At 71.1% G+C, this 2,641-nt stretch carries 2 protein-coding genes and 1 tRNA gene; all 3 read right to left on the bottom strand.

Going from position 1 to position 2,641, the window contains the following annotated elements; all coding sequences use genetic code 11:
* Positions 1 to 271: 271 nt before the first annotated feature.
* Positions 272 to 348 (bottom strand) — tRNA-Asp (locus FDZ70_09105).
* 99 nt (positions 349 to 447) lie between these two features.
* Positions 448 to 1,734, bottom strand: coding sequence for an ATP-binding protein (locus FDZ70_09100; protein TLM70663.1), 1,287 nt, complete (start codon positions 1,732 to 1,734; stop codon positions 448 to 450).
* A gap of 378 nt (positions 1,735 to 2,112) precedes the next feature.
* A partial coding sequence (locus tag FDZ70_09095; protein TLM70662.1) for a DUF4143 domain-containing protein occupies positions 2,113 to 2,641 on the bottom strand: 529 nt, incomplete at its 5' end.

Here is a 2,641-nt window from a genome sequence, read left to right as displayed (position 1 = left end):
TGCCGCGCGCAGAGCTCGTTGGCCTGCTTGAGCGCCTGCTTCGCCTGGTCAGCGGTGAGGCCCTTGACATCCGGCACGGCAACTCCGGTGCACGACGGCAGCGAGAACGCGGTGACGGTGAGCCCGGCCGACAGCAGTGCGGCGGTGACGATCAGGCGCGTGCGCATGGCTGAGTCCCCCTCGGCGGCGCAGTGCTGACGCCACGATGATAGCGCGGAGGAGGGGGCATCGAACGCAGAAGCCGCCTCGGCGGGCGGCTTCGGGATTCGTATGGCGGGAGTGACGGGGCTCGAACCCGCGACCTCTGGCTTGACAGGCCAGCGCTCTAACCGGCTGAGCTACACCCCCGCGTGGGGTGCCGTCCGCGTGCGGACAGCGAAGGGGATTCTAGCCGCCGCGCTCGCGCGTGTCTATAAGCAGCCGGCCCGAACACGGGCGCGGGACGGCTCACGCGTACGACTGCCACAGGGCCGAGACCGGCAGGGACACGACGCGATCGCCGAGAACCGTAGCTCCCGGCGCATCGTGCAGCACGACACCGGCCACGAACCGCTCCGCGAGCCGCGCGCGCAGTGCGCCGAGGCCTGTGGTGTCCGATGCACCCAGACCGGCGGCGGCCTTGACCTCGATCCCGACGACTCGCCCGCGAGCGTCCTCGAGCACCACGTCCACCTCGCGTCCGTCAGGGGTGCGGTAGTGGTGGACGCGCACCTCGGTGTCCGCCCACGTCGCTTGCTTGCGCAGCTCCATCACCACGAAGGATTCGAGAAGCGGCCCGAACGCGTTCGGGTCGACGGCGAGGCGCGCGGCGTCGACGCGCATCAGGCGCGCAGTGAGTCCGGAATCGGTCGGCACGACCTTCGGCGCCTTCACGTGCCGCCTTCCCGGATCTGCCGCCCATGAGGGGACGAAGCCGATGGCATACGCCGCTTCGAGGAGCGACACGTACCGCACGACGGTCGTCTTCGGCATGCCGAGCGCCCGCGAGACGTCCGCCATGTTGGCGAGCGTGCCGGCCCTCGTCGCCAGGTACGCGAGCAACCGCGCCAGGTCACCGAGCCGCTCGACGTTCGCGATGCTCGACACTTCGCGCTGTAGCAGCAGCCCGGCGTAGGCGTCGAGCCACTCGTTTCGAGCGAACTCCGACGCTGCATCGACGGCGGGGGGGAACCCTCCGCGCAGGACCGCGTCGACCAGTGCGGCGCGCTCGGACGGCTTCGCGCGCCAGCCAGAGGCGCCTCGTTCGAAGACCCGGTCGATGAACGTCTCGCGCACGCCCCGCAGTTCGCCTTGCGAGAGCGGCCAGAGCGTTGCCACGCCCATGCGGCCGGCGAGGTACTCGGCCGCGCCGGGGAGCAGCATGACATCGGCCGAGCCGGTCAGCAGGAACCGGCCCGGACGGCGGTCCCGGTCGACGGCGCGTTTGATGGCGCGGAACAGCCCCGGCGCGCGCTGCACCTCGTCGATAATCGCCCGATCGGGCAGGCCCGCGACGAACGCGTCCGGGTCGCCTGCCGCCGCCGCGAGCGGGACGGGGTCGTCAAGGGTCACGTACTCGGCGTCGAGCCCGCTGTCGACGAGCGCCCGCACGAGCGTGCTCTTGCCGCTCTGCCGAGCGCCGCCCAGCAGGACGACCGGGTGGACGTCCATGAGCGCCGACACACGGTGTGCGATGTTGCGCTGGTACACGGGAGGCCCTCCAAGCCGAAGAGTGCGCGCGCGACGCCCACACATCGTCCGTTCTGCGGTCGATTATAGACCATCTCGTGGTCGTTTTGCGCGCCGACGGTCGCCCTGACTGACACGCGCACCGCCCGAGCGTGGCGAGCCTGTCACTCCCGCCACTCCTCAACATCGAGGCCCGGCACCCGCGCGAACTCGCGGACGTTCGCGGTGACCATCGTCAGGCCGTGCGCGATGCACGACGCGGCGAGCCACAGATCGTGCGGGCCGACTACCGGCTGTTCCGCGACATCAGCGCCGAGGACGGCACCGCGTTCCTGATCGTCACGCACGACCGGCTGCTCGCCCAGCGGACCGACCGCATCCTGGAGGTCAGCGACGGGCGGCTCGTCGGCGACGTACGGATCCCGGCCGACTAGCGGCGAGCCGCTACAGGTCGACGACGTCCACCGCACATCCGCCGAGCAACGACGCCAGCGGCACCGCCCACACGCGGTCACCGAGCCGTCTCGTCTCGTCGCCGAGGTAGGCGACGACGCCGATCCTGAAGCGGTCGCCGAGGTCGTCACGCAGCGACATCAAGCTGCGCGCATGCTCGTAGCGGAGCCCGACCGCCGACTTCACCTCGATCCCGACGACGGCGGGGCCCCGTTCGAACACCAGGTCCACCTCGGCCCCGCGCCCCGTCCGCCAGTACGTGGCGCCCGGCCGAGTCTCCGACAACCCCGCCAGCGTGATCAGTTCGGCGAGCGCGAACGTCTCGACCAGCGGGCCGTCCATCCCCCGCGAGACCGCGTCCTCCCAGCTGCGCACGTCGGCGACGTGCGCGGCGAACCCGCAGTCGCGCGCGAGGATCTTCGGCGCCTTGCGTAGCCGCTTCCCCGTGTTCACGAAGTAGGCGGGCAGCGTCCGCACCTGACACCCGGTCTCGAGCAGGTCGAGATACGACCGCGCGGTG

Source organism: Actinomycetota bacterium (genome assembly GCA_005774595.1).
GTDB lineage: Bacteria > Actinomycetota > Coriobacteriia > Anaerosomatales > D1FN1-002 > D1FN1-002.
This window is presented reverse-complemented; position numbering and strand designations above follow the sequence as displayed.